The sequence below is a fragment of the Kribbella albertanoniae genome (genome assembly GCF_004348455.1).
GTDB lineage: Bacteria > Actinomycetota > Actinomycetes > Propionibacteriales > Kribbellaceae > Kribbella > Kribbella albertanoniae.
In genome coordinates this window covers 145,138-167,284 of record NZ_SMKA01000001.1, presented here as the reverse complement: position 1 = coordinate 167,284, position 22,147 = coordinate 145,138, and the positions used below count along the sequence as shown (strand labels likewise).

The window sequence follows — 22,147 nt, the reverse complement described above, 5'->3', positions numbered from 1 at the left end:
GAGGACAAGCCCACTCAGCGACCCCTCGAACGACCCGGAAGACGAACAGATGACCGACCAGACGACCGGCCCAGTTCCGGAGGCAACGGATGCTGACGAGAAGAACCTGACCGAACGGCGACGCCGCGAGCGCAGCAACGTCACGGGGCCCGATCTCGAGGTCCGCTTCAACAACTGGGCGGCCGCACGGCGCACTCACCCGGGCAGACTTTCCGGAGCCCACTCGCCCAGCAGCCCCAGGCACAGCCCGAGACAACGCCTCGCGATCGTGCTGGGGCTCGCACTGGCCGCTACTGCCGTCCTCAGCGCGGTCGGAAACCGCATCTACGACCAGCAGAGCGCGGCAAACACACTCCGGATCAGCGCGCTTCAAACTTCCTCCGCGGTGACTCCGGACGGCGCCCCCACCCCGACGGCGGCACAGGTCGACAGCAAGGCGCTCGCGGTGCTCAACGCACGGGCCGCGGCGGCTGCAAAAGCAGTGGCGGACAAGCAGCAGGAGTACACCGGGCTCTTCCATGCGGTGAACAACGCTCCCGGTGCCGGCAACGGTGCACCGAACGAAGCCGTCCTGAAGACCGTCGAGCATCGCCGGGTCCTGGCCCCGTTCTGGGATCCGAAGTCCTTCGTCGCCGACGAACGGCTGGCCTACGCCTTTACGACGACGCCCTACTTCGGCAGGGACGAGATGGACCCGCGCTTTGCCTGGTATGTCCGCTACGACGGGCTGAAGGCGGCGGATCCGAAGTCGTACGGCTGGAGGGTGGAGTCAGTGATGCCGACGCTCGACGCGCCGACCAGGGCGCGGGTGGTCTGGGTGTGCAGGGACAGCAAGACCACGGTGCTCGCCTGGGCCAGCGCTACCTACGACGGCTCGAGGCGGACGTTCAGCGGACTCGGGCTGGTCGTCACGGCCGCGGGCCGGCAGCACCAGCCCGAGACGGACGCCGCAAAGGCCGGCAGAGCGCCGGAGCTGGGAGAAGGGCCGGTGCGGAAGCCATGACGGTGCCGGACAAGAGTGGGTTCTGGGCGAGGAACCGTTGGATCCTGGCGTTCGCGACCGTAGTGGCCACCGGGATCGTCCTGGCTACTGCCGAGGCGGTGGACCAGTCGCGGCATCTCGCTGCTCAGGAGTCGCAGGTCAGGTCGCTGGAGGCGTCGAGTTCACAAGAGGCCCGGCAGGAAGCCGAGGTCTCGGAGAAGACCGTCTTGGCAGGGATCGGCATCAGCGCGGCCCGGGTCGGGAAAGACACCGCGACCCTCGCCCAGCTGCTGTCCATGGCCTTCACCTGGGATTCCGGCGAGACCTACGAGCTCGCCCGGGAATCGCTGAAGGACCGCTTCGGTCTGTCCGAGAAGGACGCCTTCCTGCAGACCTTCCTGCCGCCGTCCAGATTCAACGAGGACGCCGGCCGGAAGCGGCGCTACTACATCGACGCGATCGCCATGACCTCAGCGGTCAGCCGCAACCTCGACGTCGACGTGGTCGAAGTGGCAGCCACCCGGTACCGCTACGCGGTCATCGCAGACATCGAGGTCGGTGTCAGCAGCGCGGCGCAGAACGGAGAGGGGCGGGCGACGCGGCAGTCGACCGCTCTTCGGCGGGTCCTTCTCTACGCCACCGTCAGCGCCGATGGGACGGTCTCGAACCTGGTCGGGATTGCTCCATGGGGCTCGACCCGCTTCTCGCGATGACCCTATTCAGCTTGACCGCAGACAAATTCGCGGCCCTTGGCGCCGGCCGCCGTTGGCTCTCGAGCCGGCAACCACCACCTCAGACGAAGGACATCAGACAGATGACGACGATCTCCAGGCCCGCGCAGGCGGTTGCCCAGCCGGAGCAGCGAGAAGAGGGCAAGACCGAACGCCCGGAGAGCCCAACGAGAGCGGCATTCGCCGCGGTGACTGTCCGGGTCAAGGCGGGCACACCGTTACTGGTGTGGACGGCTGTGATCCGGCTCGCCACCGCCCTGGCCGACTACATGCTCGTCATGGTCACGGCTGTGAGTGTCATTCCGTTGATCGGGGCGTACCTGCATCAACGGTCCGGCACGTCGCTCGGCAGTCCTACTGCCAGCGCGACGATCGCAGTCTGGCTCGTGCCGTTCCTGTTCGTCGTCGTCGCGCTCGCGGTCGCAGAGATCGCTTTCATGCGCTGGCTGTGGCGGGCCGGAAGCGGCCGGATCGCCAGCCTCAAGCACGCCCGGCGCAGCGGACCCGAGAAGGTCGCCGGCACCGAGACCGCTCACCGCGACGGACGGGCCACCCGCAAGAAGCCGGCCAGGAACCGGAGATGAGCCGACAGGAGCTTCTGATATGAGGATCGCAGGACTTGCCATGAACGACGTGTGGGCGCACCGCGTACTGCGCGAGCGCGGCGTCGAGACCACACGGACGGAGAAGATCGACGCGGAGGTTTCCGTGTTCGTCGAATCCATGGAGCTGAAGCACCACGGCCCGGACAGAAACTACCGGCCATACCTCCACCTGCACGGCGAACTGCGCTCGGTGCGTCCTCATCAGCAGTTGCCGTACGGCGTCGACGAGGTGACGTTCCCGATCGGCGGCAGCGAGCCGGTCGACGTGTTCTACGAGTTCGACGACCAGCAACTCGTACAACTGGCCCTCAAGGGCTACTTCTCCCCGGCATTCACCCTCCCCGAGCAAGTCACCGGGATCGACTGGGAGCTGCCCGCCACCGTCGATGCCCTCGTGCTCGCTCCGGCCGGAGACACAACGCTCGTCACAACGCCCGAGAGCGCCCCGGACGTGCCCGTGGTCTTCGTCCGCGTCCACGGCCTCGGCAGCCTCGACGTCGATCTGGAGTCCTCCGGCTACGACATCACGGAGTACATCGCCGATCACAGCACGACGGCCGGCCCGCGCCACGACCAGCACGTGGTCAACCAGACTGGCGTGAGCGCTCGCTCCGACGCATTCACGCCGCTGTTCGACGACGCCGACTTCGGGCAAGCACACACCCGCACGACCCTGGCGCGACCCGGAGCAGAAAACGACGCCGAGAGCCCACTCGCGACGCGGATGCAGGCGGTCGCTGCCTCCCTGGACGCCGAGCAGGCGCAGCTTCGCCTGGAGCGCGAGGAAGAAGCAGGCACCCCCGAGAACGTCTACCGCTCCAGGGTCGCCGGCTCTCTCGAGGAGACCAGCGCCGAGGCCGCCATCGACGAGGGACCGGAGCCGGTTGCATCTGTCGACCTGGACGGCGAGACAGCCGAGGAACTGCCTGTCGAGCCCTTCCACACCGAGCCGCCCGCCGACATGACTCGTCTCGACGAACTGAGGCGCCAAGTGAGGCTGCGTGCTGCTGACCTTGATGCCGGCGAAGCAGGGTCGGTCCCGGACCACCAGGTCTGACATCGGGCCGGTACGACGGCGCGGCGGATGGCGAGGACCTTGTCGCCGCGATGGCGGCCGCCAAGATCACCAGGGGGACGGGCATGGGCCTGAAGCAGGACGTAGTGATCGTCAACGAGTTCTCGATCAAGAATCCGGACGGCTCGGGGTCACGGGGTGCGACGCCGGGCAGCTACGTCGAGCGCTACATGGCGCGGGAGCAGGCGACCGAGTCGCTGGCACCGGTACAGCGGCTGCGCACCGACGACTTCATCGTCCGCTACATGGCCCGGGCATCAGCCGTCGACCACGCCATATCGCGCGAAGCGGCCAAGAACGACATGCGCCAGGCGCAGGGCGCCGGCGGCGTCGCCTTCGGCTACAGCTCGGTGTCCTTGTCCGACGAACAGTTACGCGCGGCCAGTAGAGACATCCAGCACCACTTCGAGGCCGGCCGCACGGTACTCAAGACGGTCCTGTCGTTCGATGAGGCCTACCTGAAAAAGCACGGCATCGTCGATCAGGACTTCCACTGCCAGGCACGAGGGGACTACCGCGGTCACATCGACCAGATGAAGCTGCGTCTGGCGATCATGCACGGGCTGGAACGGATGAGCTCAGGCAACAGCGGCTTCGACGATCTGCGCTACGTCGGGGTCATCCAGGTCGACACCGAGCACGTGCACTGCCATCTGGCCATGGTCGACGCCGGGACCGGCACGGTCACACCGTCCGGAACTCAGCGGGGCAAGCTTCTGGACCGGCACAAATCCAGGCTCCGCCGCGGCGTTGACGCCTGGCTCGACGAGAAACAGACGATGGCGCACCTGTCCAGCGCCGTTGGCTACGAGCGGCGCAACGTCACTACCTTCATCAAGCGCTGGGCACACGAACGCATGCGCGACGACGCACTCCCCCAGTTCCTCATCGCGTGCCTCCCAGAAGACCACCGGCTCTGGCGTGCCGGCAGCAACGACCGCCGCATGCGTAAGGCGAACCAGTTGGCCACCGAGCTCGTCACCGAGCAGCTCGAGCGCCCCGGCTCCCCACTGCCGCAAGCCATGGAAAGGACCGTCGACTACGCCAACCAGCGCCGCGCGAGCGAATCGCTCACAACACGTGAGTGGCAACAACTGGTGAGCCGCGGACGCGCGCAGATCCTCGAGCAGGCGGTCAACGGCGTCTACCAACTGGTGCGCTCGCTTCCTGCCGATCAGCTGCGCATCCGCACGCCCATGCTCGACATCATGGGCCTGGACTACGAGCAGCTGACCGCACTGGCTCACGACCGCACCCCTGACAGCGGTCCCGAGGAGACCGACCTCGTCTCGTTCGCCTTCCGGCTGCGCAGCTACAACTCCCGGCTTGAACACCACCGAGAGCGCGTCTTGGCCTATCGGGATCTGGCCCGGCAATGGGAGAAGGCCCAGGCGGCCGGCGTCGCGGCCGAGGAATCGCGCCCGCTGTACGACTTCTACCGCTTCGAGCAGGAATATCACCGCAAGCTCACCGCCAAGTATCGGCACTTCCTGCCGTTCGTCGGCGACACCAGCGCGTGGTACGAGCAGCACAGGCAAGTCTCGGACTACGGTCAACGGCTCCTGTCACTGATGAGCCTGCGCAGAGATGCCTCGCTACAGCGGATGAGGGACGCTCAAGAAGCAGAGCGACTGGGCCGCGAAATCTACGGACAGCCCGGAGGGCGTCTGCTCACCGAGGGCACCGCGGGCCGCACCGTCCTCGACCACCGGATCTTGACGATGCAGCGGTCGTACGACGAGCGTCTGGACGGGCTGCGGGCCTCGCTGTACGGATCAGGGCTGGTCTTGGTCACCCTGAACGCCGCCGACGGGCCCACCGGGGTAGAGATCACCCGAGGCGCGGACTACGACTTCGACGAAGTCAGGTCGCTCGACCTGCACCACCTCGGCTACGACTTCTTCTCCGACGTCACGATCGGCGCCCAGGCCCGGACAGGATTCACCACCACGGCCGCACAGCGGCGGCGGCTCCTGATCGCGGCGATGGCCTACCTGGACGACTCTGGGCAGGCACCGGCGATCAGGGACCTCCCGGTCGACGACGTCGCGGCCATGACCGAGCTCGCCGCACAACTGGCACGGTCTATGGACTCTGCCGGCCAGAGCATCCTCCCGAGCCGGTTCGCGCAGCTGCGCACCCAGCAGGACCTCACCCACCGCCGGACGACCTCGGCACTCGACGCCGCCCTCGTCATTCGTCTCCAACACCAGATCGATCGGGTCGTCCTCGAGGCCGGCCGTTCAGGTCCCGACTCCCCAGATCCCCACGAATCCGAGGCGAACCGCGACACCTAGGCAGGTCGGGCCAGCGACATCACCTATTAGATGATCATTAGATACTCTTCCATGCTTGCATTAATGACTATCTAGATAGTAATCTGTGGACGATTCGCGGGCAGGGTCTCGTACCCGCAGCGGATGTTGCCGATCCAGACCGACTCGTGGTCGAGCCGGGCAGAAACAGGGAGAAGAGATCATGGCACTGCTCAAGGGCAAGGGCGCGATGACCGGCGTCAACCTGCTGGCCAAGACGTACAACAACAGCGCGACGAAGGACGGGAAGACGCGTTTCATCGACGTCATGGTGGATCACCGCGACCCGCGCGGACCGGAGCAGACGAACCTGCACCTGGTCTCCGCGCCAGTGAAGGACGAGGACGGCAAGAGCCGGTTCAACAACGGCGCGCCGTATTCGAAGGGGCAGTTCGTCGAGATCGTCGACGCGGCTGGCCCCAACTCGGAGCCGATCATGAACAAGGACGGCCAGGAGATCGGCCGCGTCTACGCGGTCAAGGCGAACGTGATGCCGTCGACCAAGGGCGGCGGGCTCGTTCTCAACTCGAAGTCGCTCACCCGGTCGGACTTCAAGATCGACGACAAGACGATGGACGGCCAGTTCGCATCCATGAAGGCGGCCAGGAAGGCCGCAGGCACCTCGGCTGAGCAGGAGGCTGGGACGCCGGTCGCCGAGGCGCAGGCCGCTGCGGAGCACGGTGACGTGCCGCTGTTCGAGGACGCCGCGACGCCGGCGAGAGGCGAGGAGCTCGCGGTGGGCTGATCGGGATCAGATCAACCATCAGGCCCCGGTAGCCGGGGTGGGTTCATACGGTCCTCGCAGCGCCTCGACCAAGGTGGTGCGAGGACCGTGTCATGACTGCAGCGGAGGAAGCAGGCCATGTTCGACGGTTCCCGGCTGAGCGAGGGCTACGCACTGCTTGCCCGCCTGTCCAGCCCTATGAAGCCGCCGGAGCGCGAGATCGTGGGCCGCGGGTACGAGATGACACAGTTGCTGGCGGCAATGAGGCGCGCCGAACTGTGCAACGCTCTGCTGCTGGCTCCTGCTGGCTCCGGAAAGACCGTGCTCGTCCAGGGCGTCAGTCAGATCGACACACAGCGGCTCTACCTCGAAGTCGACCCGGCGCGAATGATCTCCGAGGCCGGCGACTCCGACCGCATGGCCTCGACGCTCAAGGGCTTCTTCGACGAGGCCGAACGTTTTGCCCGCGACGAGAGCCGTGAGCTGGTCCTGTTCATCGACGAGTTCCATCAGATCGTGCAGTTGTCGGATGCGGCGGTCGAGGCGATCAAGCCTGTGCTCGCCGCTTCGGGGGCCCGAGGAATTCGGGTGATCGCTGCCACGACGTACGAGGAGTTCCACCGCCACATTGCGCCGAACCAGCCCCTCGTGGAGCGGCTGCAGCGCATCAATCTCGCTCCACCGGACGAGGCGACAACGGTGAAGATTCTCGAAGGCATGGCCGAGCGCTACGGAGTGGCCGATCAGTTCCACGGCGACCATCTCTTCCGGCTGATCTACGAGTACACGCAGCGATACATGCCGGCGAGTTCGCAGCCGCGTAAGTCGATCCTGGTGCTCGATTCAATGGTGGGCTGGCATCGGCACACGAACCGGGCTATCGACAAGCGCCTGCTCTCGGACGTACTGATGGAGTCGCTGAACGTCAACGTCGCATTCAGGGTCGACGGCACCATGATCAAGCAGCAACTCGACGAGAAGGTGTACAGCCAAGACCTTGCCACGTCGGTCGTTGCACGGCGGCTGCAGCTGTGCGTTGCGGATCTGAACGATCCATCACGGCCCATGGCATCCATGTTGTTTGCCGGGAGCACCGGTGTCGGCAAGACCGAACTGACCAAACAGCTGGCCGGGCTGCTGTTCGGCGACGATCAGCGTCACCTGATCCGGTTCGACATGACCGAGTTCGCCTCGGACGACTCTTTCGGGATGTTCCGCTCCGAGCTCACCAAGCGGGTCTGGGACCTGTCCCACGCCGTGCTGCTGTTCGATGAGATCGAGAAGGCCTCGCCGATGGTCACGCGCGTCCTGCTCCAGGTACTCGACGACGGCCGGCTGTCCGACGACAACAACCGCGAGGTGTCGTTCCTCAACACCTACATCGTGCTCACCACGAACGTGGGCAACGAGATCTTCTCGACCATCGCGCAGTACGAGCCGGACGACACCGGCTCGGGCAAGAAGCTCAGTGAGTACGACAAGCTGATCCGGCGGTCGATCTCGACCACCGCTGGCGCCGATCGCTTTCCGCCCGAGCTCCTGGGCCGCATCGACGCGATCGTTCCGTTCCAGCCGCTCTCGCTGGAGACACAACGAAAGATCGTGAAGAACAAGCTGTGGAACCTGGTTGAGGAGGTCCGGGTCAAGCACAACGCACAGGTCGTCATGTCCGAGCGAGTCCTGCAGTATCTGGTCGACGACAAGGGCGACTCCGACTCCGATGCCGGCGGCGCTCGAACGGCGGTCGCGAAGCTCACCGACGAGGTCAGCACGGAAGTAGCGCGCTTCGTCAACGAGCACCCCGCCGAGCGCCGGCTCAGCGTCGACGTCAAGGGCGAGCTGGCCAGCGATCACAAAACGATGCTTATCTCAGACGGCCACATCGTGGTCTCCGCGATGAGGTAGTCCCTCCACTATCCACAATCCTTTCCGGATGATCTATTAAATGATCATTGAATGGTATCTTCGGATGGTGTTGCATCGACCTCCTGGTAGACGAGGCAAATCGGGCTATAGATCGAAGGGACCCATTGGTGTGAGCATCCTGACAGGACCCAAGCATGCCGTTCGGAGGAAGGAACGGCAGAAGAAGCCGGACGAGCTGCTGTCGTCGGTGGTCCGGGAGACCGCCGTCCCGGCTGCTGTCGAGTTGCTCCGCGGCAACGAGCGTTTCGGTTTGCCCAGCGGGACGGCATGGGTGGTCCTGGTGCTTGCCGCAGAAAGCATCGGCGGCCTGAGCAGGCGTCACGGCCGTGACGAGGCCAGGGGCTCCATCATCGAGCTGATCGAGAACGATTCGATCCGCACGCTAGCGACCAGCGACATGCTCGACCAGCAGATCTTCGGGATCATTCCGACGATCGGGACGCTCGAGCGTATGGACGAATACGGGCTGCTCACCACTGCTGACTACACCTGGGCGGTGGTCTACCAGCCCGGCGGCCAGGGCCTCCAGGTCGACCTGGCGGCACCAGCGACCTTCGCTCAGGCGCAAGGAGTCTCGCAGAGCCGGGTCGATCTCAGGGACGCGATCGGCGCCGAGATGTGGGCGCGGCACAGCGGCGAGGCGAACATGGACGCCGGCCTCACCGAAGCGGCCGCCGACGCCGAGCTGGCTGAGGTCGCGGTGGAGCCGAACGAGAGGTCCTTCGACGACGGCGACCCACTGTTCGACCAGGAACCGGTATTCGGCACCGACCCGGACGACGATCTGGACTTCTCGACCGCCTTCGCCGACGACGAGGATCTCGACTCGCCGTCCTTCGACGAGCACGGTGTCCCTGACGAGTTGGCCGACGGGGTCATCGGACCGGGCAATCCGGTGTCCGGCGGCGAAGGGTTGGATCAGCCCACAGAACAGCTGCCGGCCGCGCCGGTAGCGAACCAGCTTCAGGTGCGCGGAAGCCTGGCTCGCCGTTTCCTCAGCGAGGACCTTGACCTGCAGGTCACGCTGGACGAGTTCACCACGTCGTTCGGCGTCGGCGCACTGACCGTTCAGATCGAGGCACCACAGGCTGCCACCTCATGGCTCGGCGATCAGGTCGCGCAACTGGTTCGGCAGGCGAACGCGCAACTGTCGCAGTTGCACGCCGACGGTCAAACGACGCTGCAAACGCAGTTCGTCACGCTCATGAGCCTGCACGCAGAGCAGGTGATCCGCGAGGTCTCCATCGACCGCGAGGGAAGCGTCTACCAGGGGCTCACCGCCGGAGCGCGGGCCGAGTACCGCGAAGCGCTGGCTGCCAGGGAGGAGAAGGGCCGACAGGCTCAGGCCGAGATCGCCGAGGTATTCGAGGCCGCTATCGCCCGGGTCGGTCAGCAGGCGGCCGCCCAGGCCGAGGCGCAGTACCGAGAGCGGAACAGTCCACGGATCCGGCGCGAGCAGCTCGATGCCGTGACGGCGATCGAGGCGAAGGTCGAAAACGACTACGACTACACCCGCCAGGAGATCCTCGGTCTTCGCCGCAAGGACGCCCAACGCAAGATGGCGATCGGCATGACCCGGGTCTTCGAAGTGCTGGCCGAGCGCCAAGCCGAGGCTCTGGCTGCCGAGCGCGCGCTGCTGGTTCGCCTGACGGACGAGATCCAGTCGGTCATCGACGAGAACCGCAAGAACGACATCAGCCGCGCGCAGGCGCTGGCCACCGAGCAGGCCACGGTCAACCGGATCGGTGAGCTCGAGCGCGAGCACGCCGGGGCGATCGCCCGGATGCGTGCTGAGCAGGAGGAGCAGTTACGCCGGGCCGAGGAGGAGTTCGAGCACGCGCGTCACTCCACCATCGAGCAACTGCGCGCCCGGGACGAGGAGTGGCAGCACCGCCTCAACCTGGAGAGCGAGAAGACGACGTCGCAGACGAACCGGGTCAGCGACCTGCTCCTGCAGATGGACCACATGAGCGAGTCATTCGGCAAGCATTACGACGCACGGGTCAATGAGCTGCAGGCAGACCGCCAGGCCTACATCAACGATCTGGAGCGATCGAACCTGATGCAGTCGCGATCCAACACAGCACTGATCGCGATGGCGGCCGTGCTCGCACTACTCATGCTGGCGGGCGGGTTCGTCATCGGCGCGACCCTGATCTGAGCGCACCGCAGGGCAGCAGCCGATCGCAGAAAGAGGCTAGCGGCGTACAGGGGACCGTCCCCGCGCCGGTGCCGTCATCGACTTTTCCGGCAACACAGTGAGGACGAGGAGCGCACCAATGGCGCGAGGGAAGCGGAAGGCGTCGCGGGCGAGGGCGAGCGGCTGGGACAAGATCTCGGCCCGGACCTCCGGGCAGACGCTGTCACATCGCGACGTGCACGACCGGCAACAGCTCGACCGGGGCCAGCTGCAGGCCAGGCGATCGAAAGCACCCGGAATGGCCGGCGCGATCATTGCCGGCGCGATCATCGCCGTCATCACCTGGGTCCTCTACTCGGTGATCGCCTTGGTCGTCCTAGGGCTGGGAAGCACGATCTCGAACACCGCGAATGGCGACCGCCCGGGTGAGAAGTTCTACATCAAGTCGACCCGCACCGCCGAGGGTGGCGCCGCCGAACCCTGCTACCAGCAGCTCGACAAGGCCGGGCAGCCCACCGGGAAGTGCTATCCGGACCTCGCTGACGTTCCTGTGCCGCAGTGGTACACAGCCAAGCAGCACGACGCGAAGAAGCAGGGAACCGAACCTGCCAAGACGACGAATCTCGGTGCTCAACTGGCCGACGTGTCCGGATTGAAGCTGTTCGTCTCGCTGGGAACGGGGCTTGTGCTCGGCGTCGTGCTGGCCGCCTGGGTCTCGAAGCGGGTCGACGCCGCCAATCTAATGCGCGACACCTCCGACATCAACCAGTACGAGAACGACCAGCACATCGCGGTGCCCGAAGAGATCCAGCGCAAGTTCGACTGGTTTCCCGATACCGGCGCGCACTCGGGTGTCCAGGTCTCCTCGATGATCAGTCACATGATGCTCCAGAAGAAGGGGCTCAAGATGATCGCGGTGTCGCGTCGCGCCGCCGCGGACGTCGTGGACGAGGACGGCCAGCTCGTCTACTACGCCGGTGAGGCCATCGACGACGACACCGGCGAACCGGTCTTCGACTCGCTGCCGATCATCGATGAACAGTTCGGCGACGACCTCTTCGACGCCTCCGGGCTGCCGGCCGACAAGAGTCTGCGGAAGAAGTACTCCACCACGGTGATCCCGTACAACGGGGACGGGAAGGACCGCGCCAAGCTCGGTCCTTACAAGACGGTCGCCGACCTGATCAACGACGACTGGTCGTTTCCTGCCTACGAGGTCCAGCGCCCGGGCGGGGCGTACATCGTGGACACCGCACCGGTGAACACGATGGTGCTGGCGATCACCCGGGCCGGTAAGGGGCAGACCTACATCGAGCCGATGCTCGACATGTGGTCGCGCGAGAAGCGCCCGTCCAACATGGTCATCAACGATCCCAAGGGCGAACTGCTCGTGAAGAACTACGTCCCGTTCGTGACCCGCGGCTTCGAACCGGTGCAGTTCAACCTCATCAACGCGATGAAGACCGACATCTACAACCCGCTGGGCATGGCGGCCGACGCGGCACGCGAGGGCGACTCGACCAAGTGCGCCCTGTACGTCGAGAACATCGCCGATGTCTTCTTCCCCGTCGACGGCGGCGAGGACCCGGTCTGGCCGAACGCGGCCAACAACGCCTTCAAGCGCGCGGCCTACGGCCTCATCGACTTCTATCTCGAAGAGGAACGCGAGCTGCGCGAGCATGCCGCGGCGACGCGCATGGATCCCGAAACGCTGGAAAGGCGCCTCGACGACATGTGGGGGCACGTCACCCTCTACAACTGCTACCAGCTCTTCGTCCAACTCACGAGCAAGAAGCTCAAGAACCCTGAGGCCGAGCTGGAGAAGAAGGTCAAGGCCGGCGGATTCGAGAACGACGAGGCCGGCCTCGAAGCGGCCCGCGACGACGCCGAGCGCCAGGCGTTCCTGTGGGAGGGCAAGGCGGACCAAGACATGCTCACGCTCTACTTCAACGCGACCGAGGCATTGCCGACCAACACCATGCGCACGCTCATCGGCAACGCCAACAACGCGCTGCGGGCGATGGCGGGTGCCGAGAAGATGCTCGCGTCGGTGTACGGCATCGCGATCACGGCCATGAGCTTCTTCACCGACCCCACGATCTCGACCCTCACCTCGGGCAAACCCTCGCAGAACACCGACCTGGGCGGGCTGTCGTTCCCGCGCAGGCTGGGCGTGCGCTTCTCCATGAACTACCTCAAGCGCGACCACCTCATCGGCCAGCAGGCCATGTGGTCGGCCTATGCCGACCCGAGATTCGCCGAACCTCTCGGCGAGGACTTCGACCACGCCGACATCGTCTCGCGTGAAGGCTGGGCCCGGTATTACTTCAAGGGGAAGTTCCCCACCGACGAGGCCTGGCTGAAGCTCGAACTGGTGAACCCACAGTCGAAGATGCTGATACGTACCTTCTACTTCCACTTCAAGAAGAACTATCAGGTCTCGCTCAACGGCCGGCACTACGTCGCCGAGCCCGTCACAGGCAAGAAGATCGTCAAGAACGGCGTGATCCGTGAGCTCCGGCCGGTTCACACAGACGCCACGCACGACAGCGCGATCACCGAGTACCAGCCGGCCGACACCACCTATCCGCAAGACCGGCTCGATCTCACGGCATCCGGTGCCCCCGAGAAGGTCAGGGGTCACGCACGCGCGATCACACAGACGATGGTGCGCTACTCCGAGGCCCCGAAGGCCGTATTCCTGGTGACGCCACCACACCTGATGAAGTACGCCAAGCTGATCTTGATCCTGATCAAACAGCTGGTCGATCTGAACTTCGACAAGTCGTACATGACCAAGAGCAACCAGAAACCGCTGTACAAGACGCGGTTCATGCTCGACGAGCTGGGCAACCTGCAGTCCGACGGCAACGGCATCGCGGGCTTCGAGACGATGCTCTCCATCGGCCTGGGCCAGGAACAGCAGTTCACCTTGATCCTGCAGACCCTGCAGCAGCTGCGTGACGTCTACGGAGAAAGCGTCGACAAGATCGTCCAGGGGAACACGAGCAACATCGTGTTCCTCAAGTCCACCGACGATTCGATGATCGAGACGCTCGAGAAAATGAGCGGCACCACGCACAAGTCCTACATCGACTCCAAGCAGATCAGCCAGGACCTGGACAAGGTCGTGGGCGGCAAGACCGAGGGCCGCGTCTCCTACACGATGAACACCAAGGAGGAGCCGCTGATCAAGTACAACGACATGGCGTTCATCCCCGAACGCAACTCGATCGTCTTCCGCGCGGGCGACCCTCCGGTCTGGAATCGCAACGAGACAAGCCTGCCGATGTCGTGGCGGCTGTTCGAGGACGCGATCATCCACCCCGGGCACCCCTACACGCTCCAGACGATCCCGACGCTGAGCTCGGCGTTGGACTTCGACGTGCGGATGAACCAGCCGGACTTCCGCAAGATGCTCGACAAGCGGATGAAGCAGGCGATCCACTCCGGCAGCGCGAAGGACGTCTACCAGGAGAGCTACGGCTACGCCGACGTCGACATCGCGCGCCTCGATCCGGACATCTACTCCGACGAGGTCATGGAGATCGTGCAGATGAAGGTCAACGTCGAGCAAGGACGCGACCCGCACGCGGTCCGCGAGGTCGACGCCGATGACCTCGACGTCGCGATGATCTACGACGACGACCAAGTTGTCGACAACGTCGAGGTCGCCGCGGAGGTCGCCCAGCGCGAGACAGCCGCCGCCGCGCGCCGCCGGCTCATCTACGCCGAAGCGACGATCAGCCAAGACATGCTGGTCAAACCCGACGGAACTGCACGAGTCAAGAGCCTGGACCGGCAGCTCACCGAGGCGTACAAGTCAGCGCTCGTCGAGCTCCAGCAAGACCGGGACCACTTCTCCGTCGGCGGCGACGGAGAGCTGCGCAGCGCCGACGGGTCGCGGACCTACATCACGCCACTGCACTCGTCGACGTTCGCCGAGGCTGCCAGCAAGCTCAACAGTGCGGCCAGCAGCGGAGACTCACGGGTCTTCTTCGACAGCGAGTTGCGCGCGGAAGACCTGCAGGCGCTGGCAACGGTGGAGATCTCAGCCGACTTCTACCGATTCCTGGCTTCCCTGCCGACCTGGGAACACCTGGCCGGCGGCGCGTTCGACCGCGCGATGGCAGTCGAGATGCTGGACAGCTGAACCGGACCCAGCCTCCGCCGTCCACGTCGGCCGCCGCCCTGCCTTGAGGCGTGGGCGCGGCCGACTCATCTTTTAAGCGATCATTGAATAAGCATCACGAATGATGATCTACTCTCTATAGAATGGTTATGTGCCGATCACTCCCATGGAGGCGATAGACGATGAAGACAGGACACGGGCTGCGGCGGTACTTCTTCGAGTACGTCGTCTACGACGCGATCCGGCTGGCGCGGCACAGAGCAGGCCAGGTCATCCCGATCTCACAGGCCAAGGCCATCAGGCTGCGCGCCGACGAACGGCTGGCCCCGCGGGGCTCGTCTGTTGCCGACCCGCAGCTCGGCGTGCAGGACCTGCTGACAGCGCTGGACGCGTCGATCCAGGAGTGCGTGCCGGACTCCGGGCCGATCTTCACCGAGCACACGGTCATAGACCCGCTCCTGCAGCAGTTACAGGCACGCTTCCTGCGCGAGGTAGGCCTGGCCGGCCCGGTGAACGCGGCTCCGGCCCTGCCGATCAGCCCGTACGACCCGGAGTGGTCGCAGCGGGCAACGATCAAGAGCGCGGGCACTGCCCTGGTCTATCTTCGCGACGAGACGATCGAACGGGACATGGACGGCGAGACGAACCGGGCCGCGAGTCCCGAGCACGGGCAGGCAATGCTGTGGATCGCTGATTCCGGCGGCCGCCTGTCCGAGGCAGGTCTCGCGATGACCGACGAAGACGCCTCCGGGCTGACCGCGCTACGCGATTCGATGAGCGTCCGCGACTACCAGCAGGTGCGCCAGTGGGTTCTCGACGGCGGCCGCGATCCTCGCACCGGCAGAGTGGACCGCAACCGGTTCATGTCTGCCGCCGCCGTGGAGCGGTCGGTCGCGATGCTGCGGGAACTACAGGCCCAGGGACTCGGCTACGAGGTACGCCGGGACCAGAATCCAGGTCAGATCAAGGCCCGCGTCTCCGGGACCGGGATGGAGATCCGCCTCACCGAGCCCCGGCCCCGTGAGGACTATGCCGGCGCCCGCATCTACGACAACGGGATGGTCGTGCGCTACTCGACGAACCACAAGATCGAGCGGGGCAAGACCGCGCTGTACTCCCCCACTCCGGCCGAGGCCGTCGAGCTGCTCCGCTTCGCGCAGGGCCGAGCGGTGGTACGCCAGGACCGTCCCGGCCTGCTCGCCGGCCAGAACGGATCGACACACATCGAGACCGCCCGCAGAGGCCGCCAGGGCGCCGCCGAACCGGTCGAGATCGAGGACAGCTACCACGTCGGCAAGGACTCGATGTTCGTGGTCAAGGACTACCGGTCGGCTGGCCAGCGCCATCGCGAGGGCTCGAAAGTGATGCTTCGCCGTGAGGCAAACGACCGCAGCCTGCCCGAGTTCTTCGTCAATGCCGAGGCCGCCGAACAGTACCTCTCGAAGGCCGTGGACAGCGCCCGGGAGAACCTGCGGGCCTCGCTGGATGCGGACAGTCTCATCGTCGCTTTCGAGGAGCAGCGATCTGCCGGCCTGAACCTGGTCGAGTTCGAGCCTCCGCAGTACTCCAGCGACCCCGAGATCGCGACCGTTCAGCGTTCCTACTGGGACGTTCTCACCGGGCATCGCGGCGAGCTCCTGCGCCCTGGCGCAACGGAGCAGATGTACGAGGAGCGCCTCGGCATGATCGGCGAATTCCAGTCCTCGGGGCCCGGTATCGAACCGGACTTCGGCAACCTCGTCTACGGCGGCACCGCCGCGGAGAAGGTCCGGGCACACGCCGACGAGATCGCCGACGAGCTCATCGGCGCCTGGGAACCCGAGACGCTCCTGGTCGACGGCGAATTCGTCGAGCAACGCTTCGACCCGGTGCGCGTCGCCAAGTACATGACCAGCCCGAAAGGCCAGTGGTCGAACCTCGACGAGCTCGCCCAGGCGTTGCGCCGAATCGAGGCCGGCCCAGGCGAGATGCGCGGCTCCGGATTCCAGACCGACCGGTTCAAGGATCGGCTCGTACGGTTCGACGAGACGACAGCCGTCCCTGCGGATGCGCACAGTTCGCTGTTCGTGCGGCGCGTCGGTGACACCGTCCGTTCGAGCCTCGCGCGCAACGCGGCAGAGCCGGGCGAGGTTGTCATCGACCAGCAAGGAGTCATCCGCTGGACCGCCGAGAAGATGAGGCGTGACGGCTCAACGACAGCCGTGACCGGGCAGATCGGGCAGGTCTTCGACGTCGGCGGGCACGGCGAGATCATCACCGGCTTCATCAGCGGCGACAACGGCCTCATCGTGCCTGGATACGAGGCCCGCATCGCACCTCAGGTGCCGGGCGAGACCAAGAGTGTCGAGGAGCGGACGCTGCTGCGGGGCTACGAGCAGACGATGATCGACCGGATCGAGTACCAGGTCGCAGGCGATCTGCTGTCCGGCCGCAGCGAGGTCGGCGAGGGTTCGTCGCTCAACCGCGTCTACACACAGCTGTACGGCACCAAGCACGCAACCGACTTCATCGATCGCGCCCGCGACGAGGATTCCGGCCAGCTCGACCCCTGGACGGCAGCGATCCTGGCCACCGAAGCCAAACGGGTCCGCTACTCGAACGAGATCAAGACCGGCTCAACGGTCTACGCGGAGCACCAGGCGAGCAAGGGCGAGTCCGACCCCGCCGACGACAACCACTTCGACCCGTGGAAGCTCACCGGCGGCCGGAACATGGCGGTCCTCACCGGCACCGACCAGAACGGCGTCTCGGCACCCGCCGGTTACTTCGACCCGGTCATGACCGGAGGTGCGACCAACCAGGGCATCGTGCGCTACCTCACCGAAGACGCGACAGTGAGTCCTGAGGGACGGATCGTTCCCGGCGACCCGGCGACGACGTCCGGCGGGCGCGCCCCGCTGATGAACCGCCCCGAGCTCGAAACACTCCGGTACGACCCGTTCGACCGCCAGCAGATGACCGCGTCCACGCTGATGCAGTCATCGAAGATCACGTCGGCCACCGGGACCGCCATGATGACGTTCGGCGGCTGGACGGCAGACGACCCGATCGTGATCAGCCGCGAGTTCGCGCAGGCCAACCAGATCCGCGGCGCGGGTAATGAGCTGCGCGACCTGGTCGTCGGCGACAAACTGTCGGATCTTCACGGCAACAAGGGCGTGGTGTCGCTGGTCGTCGACCGCGGCATGCGCCCAGAAGACGCCGGCCGGCAGCGCGTCGAGCAAGAGGTTGCCTGGTTCCGCGCCAACCCGGACCTCCACGTGGTGATGAGCCCGTTCTCGCTGATCTCACGGCGTAATGCGGGTTCGGCGCGCGAGCTCATGGCCACCGGAGCCAAGGATTTGACGGTGCCAGGCGGTGGTGTGCGGGCGGGGAGCCTGGGCAGCATGCGGTTCATCGTCACCCACATGGCCGTCGACGAGAAGACGAAGATCTACGACGACGAATCGGTGCTGGCCGGCAAGGGCCGCAAGGCCTCCTCTCAGCTGGCCTGGGCGCTCGGTGCGCAGGACTGCCCGGCGATCATGCAGGAGTTCTACGGCCACAACGCCGGTGCCGAGGCGAACCTGCGCGAGTACATGCTCAGCGTGGGGCTCGCCATGGCGGCAGACGGGACGCTGCGCGTGATCGGTCGCGACAACAATGACCGCGGGACGGGCCACGACATGGTCGATGAGCAGCCCGAGCGTCGCCTGTTCGCGATGCCTGAGCTGGTGCGAACCTCGAACGGCGGGCTGCATGTCGTAGCGATGCGCCGATCTTTCGGTGCGCTCATCGGCGACAAGGGAGGCGACCTCGAGATCCCGTTCCCGCTGCGCTACCTGACCGGCGAACAGACCGAGGCGGCCTCCGGGACCTCCTGGAAAGTACCGGTGCTGTCCTCGCACCTGCGCTCGGGCCAGGAGTTCGACGACGGCAGCGTGGTCACCCACGACTACACCAACCGCTACCTCGACATCCACGAGCAGGCCTGCCGCTACCGGGCGCTGCAAGACAAACTCAACGCCGGGTCCCTCGGCCAGGGCCAGCGCGAAGAACTCGTCGACGCCATGAGCCAGGCCGCCGCCCGGGCCCAGCGCAACTTCGAGGCCATCACCACCGACCTCGAGCAGCGAGTCTTCAGCGGGAAACACAACATCTTCAAGACCGGCCTCATGTCGAGCCGGCTCGCCGACTCCGCGACCGCCGTATGGACCGCAGATCCCCGCCTCGACGTCGACCAAATCGCTGTCAGCCCGGTCATGGCCGATCAGCTCGGCCTGATTGAGGGTGACCACGCGCTCGTCTGGCGTGACCCGGTGCTGCGCGACGCGGGCGTGCGCTATCTGCGCGTCGCGGTCGACCAGCGACTCACCGGCGTGGCCATCAACCCGGTGATGGACCAGTGCTTCGACGGCGATTTCGACGGCGACGCCGTCGCCGTGGTGAAACTGCACAGCCGGGCGGCGAAGGCCGAGGCCATGGCGAAGCTGTCGGTGCCGGCGAACCTCCTGGACACCGGTGTCGTGAGCGAGCAAGGCACGCACCCGTTCGCCATGCAGGTCTCCCTCGACACCCAGGTGGCGCTCTCGAAGGACCCCGAGCTGCGCCAACAGCTGGACAGCCTGAGTGGCGCGGCGAACCTCATTCGCTGGGGCGCAGCCGATGAAGCTCCGGAGACGACCCGTGCGCGTCAGGACGACGTGACCGTCCGGCTGAGCGGCTTCTACCGCAGCGCCCAACGGGGCGAGTTCGGCACGGCGCTGTCGTTCGCCGACCTGCAGTCACACCTGAACAGCGTGCGCGACGTCTGCGTCACCACCGGCGCCAAAGGCAACCTCCAGAAGCTGACCGACTACGCCCGATACCTCGGCGGCCACAGCGGCCGCTCCGGCATCAATCGGACCGACCAGGAGGCCTCGATGTTCGCCACCGCGATCAAGGCCCACGGCACCGGCCTCGGCGGCTCGTACAGCCAGCGCGCCGTCCGCGCGCTGCGCAATGAGGACATGAAAGCCGTCCTCGAGGTCACCTACCCGGTGACGCAGTCCGTCCTGCAGGCCAAGCATGACGCCGCCGAGGCCCGGCACAAGTACGAAATGCTGCAGGGCCCGGGGCGCGATCTGTGGCGCGGGCGCGTTCTGGAACACCTCGGGCCAGGCAAGTGGCGGGCGCAATTCGAGGACGGTGTCCCGCTCCAGGCGACACCTGAGCAATGGGTGGAGCAGTTCGTTGACTTCTACCGGGCCAAGGACGGGTTCGCCGTCACCGTCAACCCTGCCTACGTGGACCGGGTGGCCCAGGCGCTCACCGACCCGAAAACCGGGCTCGTACGCAACCTGGAAGACGATCCGTCGCTGCAAGGCTCGTTGATGGATCGGATGGCGTACGGCGGCACCCTCGAGGACCTGATCGTCGCCGCCGGCAAGCACGAGAACCTCTTCGACGGCGAGATGAACGAACAGTTCTGCTCAGCAGCCACCCGACGATCCCGCCGGCTCGCCAACGGTCTGCTCCCGGACCCGGGGTCGCACAGTGAACCCACAGTGCAAACCATCGCGGACGCCCTCGTCAAACGCGACGTCGTCGCCGACGAGCACGGCGCAGCACAGGCACGAGGCGACCGCCGCCGCTCGACACATGCCGTCGCAGTGGCCGCCGCTGCGCGGCCTGGCCATGGGCAGCCCCCGGCCTACATGCCGCTGATCGACCGTGAACCAGCCGCGCCCGCCGACGGCGCCGGCTACGAAATGGAGAGCTGAGCACCATGGCGCAACGAAACAGCCGGGGCCGCAAGGCGCTCCCGATCACTGGCGAACTGGTCTTCAGCCCGGAGCAAAGTCAGCACCGTCGAACCGGTGCCCAGGAGGAGCCGATCGACGCCGAGTGGTGGGAAGACGAGCCCTCCGGTCAGAACGGAACCGGCGGCTCCGGCTGGCAGGACCGGTGGGACCGCACCCGCGACTTCTTCAGTACCCGGGAGCGCCGCCGCGAGGAGGAACAGGCCCGCCGGCGCGAAGCCGACCGCGAGCAGACCAACGCGGCCGAAGATCTCACGGACCGCGAGCAGCTCAAGCTGCTGCGCGAGAACGTCCGCGACGCCGGGACCAAGTACATGGAATCGCTGCGTGCGTCCAAGATTCTCGTGCGAGGGTTCAACGACGACGAGCGCGTCGAGAAGCTCAGCGCAATGCGCCGCGTGCATGCCGAGACGATGGTGATGGCCGCCATGCGGCCGTTGAACGAGGGCGTCAGCGCGGCGTCGGTCGTGCGCGTGATGTCCACGATGGCGGCGATGTACCTGATGTCGCCGACGTTCCGCCACATCGTCAAAGAGCGCCTCGAACCAGTCTCGACGGCGATCCAGCAGCGCATCGACGCCAAGGCCGAGTCGAAGATGAACTGGGCACAGCAAATGGCATCAGGCCACGAGGCCGAACGCAGAGGGTCGCGACCCGATACTGACTCCGTTGATCCCAGCGGTTACCTGTCCAAGAAGTGGCAGAAACGCTACGCCGACGTCAAGTTTCGTGAGCGCGGCCACCGCGAGATGTTCACGCCACGCTCCGCGGGAATGACCGAGATGGCACTGACCGAGAACGCGTTCGCGGCCCTGCGTCAGCCCGGTGCGGACACCGAGACGATCACCGCGAGCTACACCACGATGATCGCCAGGCTGTACCGGCAAGCCGAAGAGGACGGCATCAGCCGCGAAGAAGTCACAGAGTCCTCGCGTGTCGTGCTCGGGCAGCGCATCCGGGAGGACCCGCGCGTGCAGGTGATGGTCAACGGGTTCGCCCACGGCCAATGGCACATGTCGCCCCCGCACGAGGAGCGGATCGCCGGCACCGACCAGATGCAGACGGTCTGGCGCGGTGACTTCATGGACTGCACCGGATGGCCCGTCGATCCAACCCGGTACGAGGACGCCGTCAGCCGCCAGGGCGTGCTCGGCGCGTTCACCCTTCGCCCCCAGATGGGCCAGGCCGAACATCGCGACCGGATGTCCGAGACCATGGCAATGACCATGTCGCACGCGGCTGCGCACGGCGACATGGAAGCGTTCAACCAGGACCTCGCCGGCTACATGCTCGGCTGCGTCGCCCGCGCGCAAAAGGTCGACGGAGAGGGGATGCCCGGCACGCTGCCGGACCGGCTCTTCCAATCACGCACCATGCAGGCGGCCATGGCCGCTGACAGCGTGAGCGAGAAAGATCAGCGGCTGCTCTACTCCAACGCCTACGCCGACGCGCTGGAGGCCGTCGACGCTGCCTTTCCGGAGTTCGCTCAACAGTGGGCGCAGCGGTACGGGCAGAACTGGCAACAGTTCATCGCCCACGTCGGCAACGACCCAGCCGAGGCCTACGACAGATGGCAGTCGCAGCAGCAGAGCACCTCCCCCACCACATCGAGCACCAGCGAGCCCCGCACCAACGGCACCTCACAGTCAGCGGGGACCGAGCACGAATACCAGGCCTGACGTCCCGGACCGATCACACCGATCCCGTACTGCCGCAGTCGGTGACTATCAGCTTTGA

At 65.9% G+C, this 22,147-nt stretch carries 11 protein-coding genes; all 11 read left to right on the top strand.

The window, feature by feature from the left end:
• Nucleotides 1-49 precede the first annotated feature (49 nt).
• The 11 genes from E1261_RS00680 to E1261_RS00630 all read left to right on the top strand — a co-directional run bounded on the left by E1261_RS00680 (nt 50) and on the right by E1261_RS00630 (nt 22,089).
• Nucleotides 50-1,003 carry a hypothetical protein gene (locus E1261_RS00680; RefSeq protein WP_132400031.1) on the top strand — a complete coding sequence of 318 codons (954 nt, stop codon included), beginning with the start codon at nt 50-52 and terminating at the stop codon, nt 1,001-1,003.
• The gene (locus E1261_RS00675; protein WP_132400028.1) at nt 1,000-1,695 is read left to right on the top strand and encodes a hypothetical protein; all 696 of its coding nucleotides are present in this window, start codon (nt 1,000-1,002) and stop codon (nt 1,693-1,695) included. The genes E1261_RS00680 and E1261_RS00675 overlap by 4 nt, the downstream gene beginning before the upstream one ends.
• 101 nt (nt 1,696-1,796) lie before the next feature.
• Nucleotides 1,797-2,297 (top strand): hypothetical protein, encoded by a 501-nt coding sequence (locus E1261_RS00670; protein WP_132400025.1) that lies wholly within the window; start codon nt 1,797-1,799, stop codon nt 2,295-2,297.
• 19 nt (nt 2,298-2,316) lie between these two features.
• Complete coding sequence (locus tag E1261_RS00665) at nt 2,317-3,375, top strand: hypothetical protein (protein ID WP_165952290.1); 1,059 nt, start codon at nt 2,317-2,319, stop codon at nt 3,373-3,375.
• 83 nt (nt 3,376-3,458) lie between these two features.
• Complete coding sequence (gene mobL, locus E1261_RS00660; RefSeq protein WP_238175927.1) at nt 3,459-5,690, top strand: relaxase MobL; 2,232 nt, start codon at nt 3,459-3,461, stop codon at nt 5,688-5,690.
• 181 nt (nt 5,691-5,871) lie between these two features.
• On the top strand, nt 5,872-6,453 hold the full coding sequence (locus E1261_RS00655; RefSeq protein WP_132400016.1) for a hypothetical protein: 582 nt from the start codon (nt 5,872-5,874) through the stop codon (nt 6,451-6,453).
• Nucleotides 6,454-6,570: 117 nt separating this feature from the next.
• Nucleotides 6,571-8,337, top strand: coding sequence for an AAA family ATPase (locus E1261_RS00650; RefSeq protein ID WP_132400013.1), 1,767 nt, complete (start codon nt 6,571-6,573; stop codon nt 8,335-8,337).
• A 130-nt stretch (nt 8,338-8,467) separates the two neighbouring features.
• Nucleotides 8,468-10,519: a hypothetical protein gene (locus tag E1261_RS00645; RefSeq protein WP_132400010.1), complete on the top strand. Its 2,052-nt coding sequence runs from the start codon at nt 8,468-8,470 to the stop codon at nt 10,517-10,519.
• Between the two features lie 118 nt (nt 10,520-10,637).
• Nucleotides 10,638-14,651, top strand: a complete 4,014-nt coding sequence (locus tag E1261_RS00640; protein WP_132400007.1) for a type IV secretory system conjugative DNA transfer family protein — start codon at nt 10,638-10,640, stop codon at nt 14,649-14,651.
• Between the two features lie 161 nt (nt 14,652-14,812).
• Nucleotides 14,813-20,371 (top strand): hypothetical protein, encoded by a 5,559-nt coding sequence (locus tag E1261_RS00635; RefSeq protein ID WP_132400004.1) that lies wholly within the window; start codon nt 14,813-14,815, stop codon nt 20,369-20,371.
• 5 nt (nt 20,372-20,376) lie between these two features.
• Entirely contained in the window at nt 20,377-22,089 is a 1,713-nt protein-coding gene (locus E1261_RS00630; RefSeq protein WP_132400001.1) for a hypothetical protein, read from the top strand.
• The last annotated feature ends 58 nt before the right edge of the window (nt 22,090-22,147 follow it).

Excerpts from the sequence above, each read along its gene's own strand:
- E1261_RS00680 (WP_132400031.1), top strand. The coding sequence starts at position 50 with ATGACCGACCAGACGACCGGCCCAGTTCCGGAGGCAACGGATGCTGAC.
- E1261_RS00640 (WP_132400007.1), top strand. The coding sequence starts at position 10,638 with ATGGCGCGAGGGAAGCGGAAGGCGTCGCGGGCGAGGGCGAGCGGCTGG.
- mobL (WP_238175927.1), top strand. The coding sequence starts at position 3,459 with ATGGGCCTGAAGCAGGACGTAGTGATCGTCAACGAGTTCTCGATCAAG.
- E1261_RS00635 (WP_132400004.1), top strand. The coding sequence starts at position 14,813 with ATGAAGACAGGACACGGGCTGCGGCGGTACTTCTTCGAGTACGTCGTC.
- E1261_RS00675 (WP_132400028.1), top strand. The coding sequence starts at position 1,000 with ATGACGGTGCCGGACAAGAGTGGGTTCTGGGCGAGGAACCGTTGGATC.
- E1261_RS00655 (WP_132400016.1), top strand. The coding sequence starts at position 5,872 with ATGGCACTGCTCAAGGGCAAGGGCGCGATGACCGGCGTCAACCTGCTG.
- E1261_RS00670 (WP_132400025.1), top strand. The coding sequence starts at position 1,797 with ATGACGACGATCTCCAGGCCCGCGCAGGCGGTTGCCCAGCCGGAGCAG.
- E1261_RS00630 (WP_132400001.1), top strand. The coding sequence starts at position 20,377 with ATGGCGCAACGAAACAGCCGGGGCCGCAAGGCGCTCCCGATCACTGGC.
- E1261_RS00650 (WP_132400013.1), top strand. The coding sequence starts at position 6,571 with ATGTTCGACGGTTCCCGGCTGAGCGAGGGCTACGCACTGCTTGCCCGC.
- E1261_RS00665 (WP_165952290.1), top strand. The coding sequence starts at position 2,317 with ATGAGGATCGCAGGACTTGCCATGAACGACGTGTGGGCGCACCGCGTA.